Raw genomic sequence first — 6,841 nt, 5'->3', positions numbered from 1 at the left:
GCCGGGCCGTTCGCGGCCCGGCCGACGCTCGCCCGACGACGCGTTCGGGTGGGATCGGCGCACCCGATAGGGTCGGTTCCCCGGATTTCCGTCATGCGGCGTCGGCCGCCTCCGTAGGCTGCGAGACCATGCGCAAGATCGTCGTCGTCGGGGTCGGCGGAGCCGGCCGGACCCGGTGGGCCGATGCACTCGGCACTCGACTCGGGCTCCCCGTCACGCACTTGGACACCCTGTACCACCGCGGGGACCGATCGCTCGCGCCCGCCGAGGAGTTCGCCGAGGCGCAGCGCGCGCTGATCGCGGAGCCCGGCTGGATTCTGGCGGGCAACCATGCCCCGACGCTGGCCATGCGGTTGGCCGCCGCCGACACCGTGGTGTTCCTGGACATCAATCCACCGGCCGCGATCACCGACCTGCTCGCCCGACGCCGACGCCCCGAACCCGGCGGCCACGACCGGATGAACCCGAGCGTGCTGCGCTCCGTGCTTGCCTACCGCCATGCCGTGCGCCCCCGGGTCCGCCGCCTGATCGCCGAACACACCGATCCACGAACACCGGTACACACTTTCACCACACACCGTGCGGCCGAGCGCTGGCTGACCGACCTGCCGACGGTGCCCTGATTCGAGATCGCGACCGGGGCGACCGCTCAGCGTGCTGCCACCGTTCGGAACTCCGGCCATTTCGAATGCCAACGCCAACCGCCGTGGTTGCCTCGCAGCGCCCAGATGTGCCACAGCCGACCCTCGTCGTCGCCGAGGAAGATCTCGATCAGGTGCGGCAGCCGGGCCGTCCCGCCGAGATGTGTGTAGCGCCCGGGCGGCGGCGCCGGTAGTTCATTGACGAACAGGTTGACATTGCGAAGGATCAGGCCGTCGTTCGTCAATGCCGGCACGCGAACGATCACCCAGCTCCATCACCTGCACCAGGCAGCCCGCGAACTCGCCCTGCTCGGCCACGAACGCGTCCACATACGCCACCGCGTGCGGGCAGCCCAGGAGTTCCTCCTGGACCCGGATCTCGGCGAGCGCGGACTGCCGCTGGGCCGCGCTGCCGCGCGCGTGGTAGATCTTCACCGCGCGGCGCTCGACGATCCCGGCCGGATTGGCCCGCACGCGGCGCGCGGGCAGCACCCGTGCGAAGTGCCCGCTGCCCAGCGGCGCGGACACGTCGACCAGCCAGTCCCCCACCCGTACATCCGTCATGCGCGGAGTCTGGGCACCGCGGCCTGGGGCCGGCGTGCGAGCCGTGGCTCAGCGGTTGTCGCGCTGGTCCAACCCCGAGCCGGGCGGTATCTCCGGCGCGTCGAGCAGGGAGGACTCCACACCGCCGACGCCCCAGCCGTAGGCCAACTTGTGCACTTCCAGGACGAAGAACGAGTCGGTGGAGACCACGCCGTCGATCAGCAGCAATCGGCGGTTGAGCAGGTCGGTGAAGTGGTCGGTGTCGCGGCAGATCACCTCGACCATCACGTCGTACTGCCCGGCGACCATCACCACGTAGGACGTCTCCGGCAGTTCCCGCAGTTCGCGGCACACCTCCCGGGCGCTCCCGGCCCGGACCCGCATGCCGATCATCGCGAGCCGATCGAAGCCGATCGTCAGCGGGTTGGCGATGCCGACGATCTGGAGCGTGCCGCTCTCCTCCAGGCGCTGCACCCGATAGCGCACCGAGGACGCCGGGATGCCCAGGTCCTCGGCGATCTGCTTGTACGCTCGCCGGCCGTCGGCCTGGAGGATGGCGATGATGCGCCGGTCGATGTCGTCCAACGGGCCTGCGGGGTTCATGCGGCTGCTCCGGGTGTGCTGCGGCGCCGAGTTCGGCACGTCCTCTCGACCTTCGGCAGCCATCTTGCCCTGTTCCTCTCGCTCCCCCGGTGCACCCGGCCCGCCGGGACCGCTCGCGTCGGTCACGAGTCGAAGCCCAGGCCGAGCCGGTCGAGGGTACGCAGCCACATGTTGCGGCCGCCGTGCGCGTCCTCGCGGGCCATCGACCAGCGGGTGGCCTGGATGCCGATCCAGCGCGCGGGCTCGGGCGGGAACGGAATGGGCTTGCGCTTGATCATCTCGAGTTCCGTCCGCTCGGACCGGGTGCCCGCAAGCAGGTCGAGCACGACCTCGGCGCCGAACCGGGTGGCGCCCACACCCAGTCCGGTGAAGCCGAGCGCGTAGCCGACCCGGCCGGCCGCGGCGGTGCCGGCGAACATGCAGAACCGGGTGGTCGAGTCGATCACACCACCCCACGCGTGCGAGAACGCGACGTCGGCCAGCGGCGGGAAGGTCGCGGCGAACTGCTCGGCGAGCACGTCGAACGTCTGCGGGCGCTGGGTCAGCGCCTCGTCCACCTTGCTGCCGAAGTGGTAGATGGCGTCGTAGCCGCCCCACAGGATGCGGTTGTCCTCGGTCTTGCGCACGTAATGGAATTGGTTGCCCGCGTCGGTGACGCCGTGCGCACCGGTCCAGCCGATCGCGGCCAGCTGATCTTCCGTCAGCGGCTCGGTGGTGAGCGCGTAGTCGTACACCGGCACCATGCTCAGGCCGAGCCGGCGCAGCAGCGGCGGGAAGATGTTGGTGGCCAGTGCGACCCGGCGCGCACCCACGATCCCGTACGCGGTGGTGAGCCGGATCAGGTCGGTGGGCTTGGTGTCGATCGCGGTGACCTCGGTGCGCTCCACGATCCGCACGCCCGCGTCCAGGCAGGCCCGGCGCAGCCCCCACACCAGGCGGGCGGGGTCCAGGAGCGCGTAGTCGGGCTGCCACACACCCGCCGACCACAGCGGCGAGTCGACGTACGCCCGCAGCGCGTCGTGTTCGAGGTATTGGGCCTTCTCGCCGTGCCGGTTGGCGACCGGTACCGACGCGCGCAGCGCCTGGGCCTGCCACGGGGTGGCGGCCACCGCGACCTTGCCGGTACGGGCGAAGCCGCAGTCGATGCCGTGGGTGTCCAGGTCGCGTTCGAACGCGTCCAGGTTCTGCGCGCCCAGGCGTTGCAACGTGTCGATCTCGTCCGGCCACCGCTGGAGGCCGTTGGCCAGACCGTGGGTGAGGCTGGGTGAGCAGAAGCCGCCGTTGCGCCCACTGGCGGCGTGGCCGCAGGTGCCCTGTTCGAGCACGAGTACGTCGCGGCCGGGGTCGCGTTGCTTGGCGATCAACGCGGTCCACAGGCCGGTGTATCCGCCGCCGACCACGGCCAGGTCGGTCCGGGTGTCCCCGATCTGGCGGGGCAGCGGCTCCGGGTGTTCGGGCCGATCCAGCCAGAACGGTTCCTGGGCGGTGCGGCGCAACGCGGTGCGGTGGCTGGGGATCATGCGGTTCCCTTGCGGCTTGTGGCCGATATATCTACTGGTCCGACCTGCGACCCACTCACCCTCGAACGCCGGCCGGACCACCAAACAGCCCGGCCGGCGCTTGAGGCCAAACAGCCCGGCCGGCGTTTGAGGCCAAACAGCCCGGCCGGCGCTTGAGGCCAACCCAGCCCGGCCGGCGCTTGAGGCCAAACAGCCCGGCCGGCGCTTGAGGCCAACCCAGCCCGGCCGGCGCTTGAGGCCGAAAGCCGGTCCGGCGTTTGAGGACCCCTCAGAGGTTGATGACACCCGTGCGCAGATCGGACATGTCGAGCAGGGTGTGCTTCCCACCGATCCGACCCCAACCCGTACCGCGGTTGCCCGCCCCGCCGAACGGCATGTTGACGTCCCAGAAGCACGTGCTGTCGTTGACCACGACCTGGCCGACCGCCATCTCCTCGACGAAGCGGTAGGCCGCGCGCATGCTGCTCGTGAACACCGCGCCCTGAAGGCCGAGCTTGTCGTCGTTGGCCAGCCGCAGCGCGTCGTCCTCGTCGGCGGCGGTGATGATCGGCACGACCGGGCCGAACGACTCCTCGCGCGAGAGCAGGCTGTCGACGGGCACCTGGTCCACGACGGTGAACTCGTAGTACAGGTCGGTCGGCATGCCCTCGCGGCGCTTGCCGCCGAGCAGCACCTTGGCACCGCGCTCGTGCGCGTCGGCGATGTGCCGGTCCATCTTCGCGGCGACGCCCTCGTTGTTGAGCGAGCCCAGGTTGGTCGCGGCGTCGAACGGGTCGCCGAGCACCACGTCCTCGGCGGCACGCAATACGGCGGCCACGAACGCGTCGTGCACCTCGTCCACCACGATCACCCGCTCGGTGGCGCAGCAGACCTGGCCCGCACACAGGTACGCACCGTAGACCGCGGCCTTGGCGGCAGCGTCCAGGTCGGCGTCCTTCAGCACGACCAGCGGGCCGTTGCCGGAGCACTCCATGATCGAGCGCTTGAGGCCGGCGGTGGCCTGGATCTTGGCGCCGGTGGCGGAGGAGCCGATGAAGCCGATCGCGTCGATACCGTCGTGACGCACCAGCGCGTCACCGGTGGCGCCCTCGCCCGGGAGGATGTTGATCAGACCCTCGGGGACGCCGGCGGCGACGAACGCCTCCATCGCCTTGAGCACGGTCAGCGGCGTGTTGGCCGGCGGCTTGACCACGTGCGCGTTGCCGGTGGCCAGGCCCGGGGCGACGAACTCGGCGAGCATGAGCAGCGGGAAGTTCCAGGGGGTGATGATGCCCCACGTGCCGACCGGCGCGTAGAAGGTCCACATGCGCTTGGTGCCGTCGGTGGAGGGCATCGTCTCGCCGTGCAGCCGGACCGCGTCCTCGGCGTGCAGGTGGAAGAGCTGCGCGGCCTCCTCGATGTCGGCGACCGACTCGGCGAGCGGCTTGCCCTGCTCGAGGGTCTGGAGGCGGGCCAGCTCGTCGACACGCTTGGTGATCTCGTCGCCGATGCGGTGACACAGCTCGGCGCGCTGCCAGACGTTGACCTTGGCCCAAGCGCGCTGCGCGGTGTTGGCGGCGGCGACGGCCTTGTCCAGGTCGGCGGCGGTGGGGACCGGGATGGTGGCGACGTACTCGCCGGTGACCGGGCTGACCACGTCGTAGCCCTCGGCGCCGGTGCCGTCGACATAGGCGCCGTTGATGAAGAACTGGTGGCGGGCGGAGCCGTTGCTGCTCATGCGGGGGGTTCCCTCTCTGTCCTCGGGCGGCGTGTGCTCAGACTTCATCAGCAACTTTGGCCTGTCAATAGATCTCAATAAGCAACTTTCACAGGTCTCATTTGTCGAATGAACAAAGACGAAGCCTTGACGCGGTCGAAAACTCGCATCTATAACAGGGCCATCAGCAGGGCCGACGACGACGCCGACAGCGGCGCCCCGGAGCCCGCGACCCCCTCCCCCAAGCGGCCGTCCCCCGGGATCACCCACCGGCCGCTCCCACCCCGCGAAGGGGACACAGATGACCGCGTCAACTCAACCGGCCGCCTCCGGCTCCACCGGCCCCGCACAGGCCGACACCACAGCGGCCGGCACCGCGGCGAATGCGCCCGCGCTCGCCAAGAAGATGCGCTGGTACGACGGCTTCGCGATGTCGCTGACCATGCCCGCCGCCCTGATCGCCTCGCTCGGCGCGTCGATCGGCGGACTCGGCGCGTGGGGCGCGATCGCGCTGTGGGCCGGTTCGATGGTCCTGGCCACGATCGCCAACTGGATCTACACCGAGCTCGCCGCGATGTTCCCCGAGTCGTCCGGTGGCATCGCGCACTATGCGACCGAGGGTTGGAAGAAGCGCGCACCGTTCGTGGGTCCGCTGGCCAGCATCGGCTACTGGTTCCCGTGGACCACCGCGCTGTCCGTGTACGCGGGCATCATCGGCTCGCTGGTCCAGGCCCAGTGGTTCAAGGGCCAGGACTGGACGCTGGACCTGGGCATCGCCGAGCTGACCTTCCCGATCGTGGTCGGCCTCGCGGTGATCGTGCTGCTGTTCGGCGCGGCCATGTTCGGCCTGCACGTCGCGATGTGGGTCGTCTACGTCACCGGCGGCATGCTCCTGGTGCCGCTCGTGGTGTTCATCGTGCTGCCGTTCGCCAGTGGCGACTGGAGCGCGAGCAACCTGCACTGGAACCTGCACGGCGCGGCGGGTATCCGCGAGTCGCTGGTGTGGTTGTACGTGATGGCCTGGACGTCGTTCGGCGTCGAGGTCTGCGCGACCTTCGCCCCGGAGTACAAGGACACCGTCAAGGACACCTCCCGGGCGCTGCGTGCGGGCGTGCTGTTCTCACTGGGTGTGTTCATCCTGCTGCCGCTGGCGCTGGCCGGGTACGTCGGCGAGGGTGCGATCGCGCTCGACCCGACCACGTTCTACGTCGGCGCGTTCAACGACATGGTGGGCGGCGCGGCCGACCTGATGGTGGTCTTCCTGATCGCGTCGCTGCTGCTGATCATGATCACCGGTCTGGCCGACGGTTCCCGGGTGCTCTACAACATGGGCAAGGAGGGCACCACGATCAAGCAGGTCGGCGTGCTCGACAAGCGCGGCGTGCCGGCTCGGGCACTGCTCATCGCGCTGGTGGTCAACATGGTGATCCTGATCGCGCTCAAGACGCCGCTGGCGATCATCGTGACCGGCAACCTGGGCTACATCCTGACCCACATTCTGGCCATCTCCGGCTTCGCGATGTTGCGCAAGGACCGCCCGGATCTGGCCCGCCCGATCCGACTGCCGAACTTCTTCGTCCCGTTGGCCTGGCTCCTCGCCGCATTCCTGACCGTGGTGCTGGTGGTCGGCGCGACCGGCTTCTCCATCACCGGCTACGGCGGCTACAAGGAACTCGGGGTCGCCTGCGGGGTGTTGATCGTCGGCGTGGCCCTGTGGCTGTACCGCACCAAGGTGCAGGACCCGCGCGACGCGGCCGACACGGGCGCGGCGCACCACCGCTGACCTCCACCCACGTCGAACGGGGTCCCGCGCCTGGCGCGGGGCCCCGGTGGACGGG

The 6,841-nt window shown here is 69.9% G+C and carries 7 protein-coding genes; 2 read left to right on the top strand and 5 right to left on the bottom strand.

Annotation, left to right across the window (positions count from 1 at the left end; all coding sequences use genetic code 11):
• Positions 1-128 precede the first annotated feature (128 nt).
• Positions 129-623: a topology modulation protein gene (locus ABZS54_RS41530; RefSeq protein ID WP_355548192.1), complete on the top strand. Its 495-nt coding sequence runs from the start codon at positions 129-131 to the stop codon at positions 621-623.
• 26 nt (positions 624-649) lie between these two features.
• On the opposite strand, the gene ABZS54_RS41525 is transcribed toward ABZS54_RS41530, so the two are convergent.
• The 5 genes from ABZS54_RS41525 to ABZS54_RS41505 all read right to left on the bottom strand — a co-directional run bounded on the left by ABZS54_RS41525 (position 650) and on the right by ABZS54_RS41505 (position 5,024).
• Positions 650-886 carry a hypothetical protein gene (locus ABZS54_RS41525; RefSeq protein ID WP_355548189.1) on the bottom strand — a complete coding sequence of 79 codons (237 nt, stop codon included), beginning with the start codon at positions 884-886 and terminating at the stop codon, positions 650-652.
• The gene (locus ABZS54_RS41520) at positions 837-1,205 is read right to left on the bottom strand and encodes a hypothetical protein (RefSeq protein ID WP_355548186.1); all 369 of its coding nucleotides are present in this window, start codon (positions 1,203-1,205) and stop codon (positions 837-839) included. Before ABZS54_RS41520 ends, ABZS54_RS41525 begins: the two co-directional genes overlap by 50 nt.
• 48 nt (positions 1,206-1,253) lie before the next feature.
• Positions 1,254-1,787, bottom strand: a complete 534-nt coding sequence (locus ABZS54_RS41515) for an Lrp/AsnC family transcriptional regulator (RefSeq protein ID WP_355548183.1) — start codon at positions 1,785-1,787, stop codon at positions 1,254-1,256.
• Positions 1,788-1,909: 122 nt separating this feature from the next.
• Positions 1,910-3,307, bottom strand: coding sequence for an FAD-dependent oxidoreductase (locus ABZS54_RS41510; protein WP_355548180.1), 1,398 nt, complete (start codon positions 3,305-3,307; stop codon positions 1,910-1,912).
• Positions 3,308-3,575: 268 nt separating this feature from the next.
• Positions 3,576-5,024, bottom strand: coding sequence for an aldehyde dehydrogenase family protein (locus ABZS54_RS41505; RefSeq protein ID WP_355548178.1), 1,449 nt, complete (start codon positions 5,022-5,024; stop codon positions 3,576-3,578).
• A 280-nt stretch (positions 5,025-5,304) separates the two neighbouring features.
• Between ABZS54_RS41505 and ABZS54_RS41500 the strand changes: the two genes are divergently transcribed.
• On the top strand, positions 5,305-6,786 hold the full coding sequence (locus tag ABZS54_RS41500; RefSeq protein WP_355548175.1) for an APC family permease: 1,482 nt from the start codon (positions 5,305-5,307) through the stop codon (positions 6,784-6,786).
• The last annotated feature ends 55 nt before the right edge of the window (positions 6,787-6,841 follow it).

Source organism: Embleya sp. NPDC005575, from assembly GCF_040605455.1.
GTDB lineage: Bacteria > Actinomycetota > Actinomycetes > Streptomycetales > Streptomycetaceae > Embleya.
Note: the sequence above shows the minus strand (reverse complement) of the source record. Positions and strands in the feature narration are given on the sequence as shown.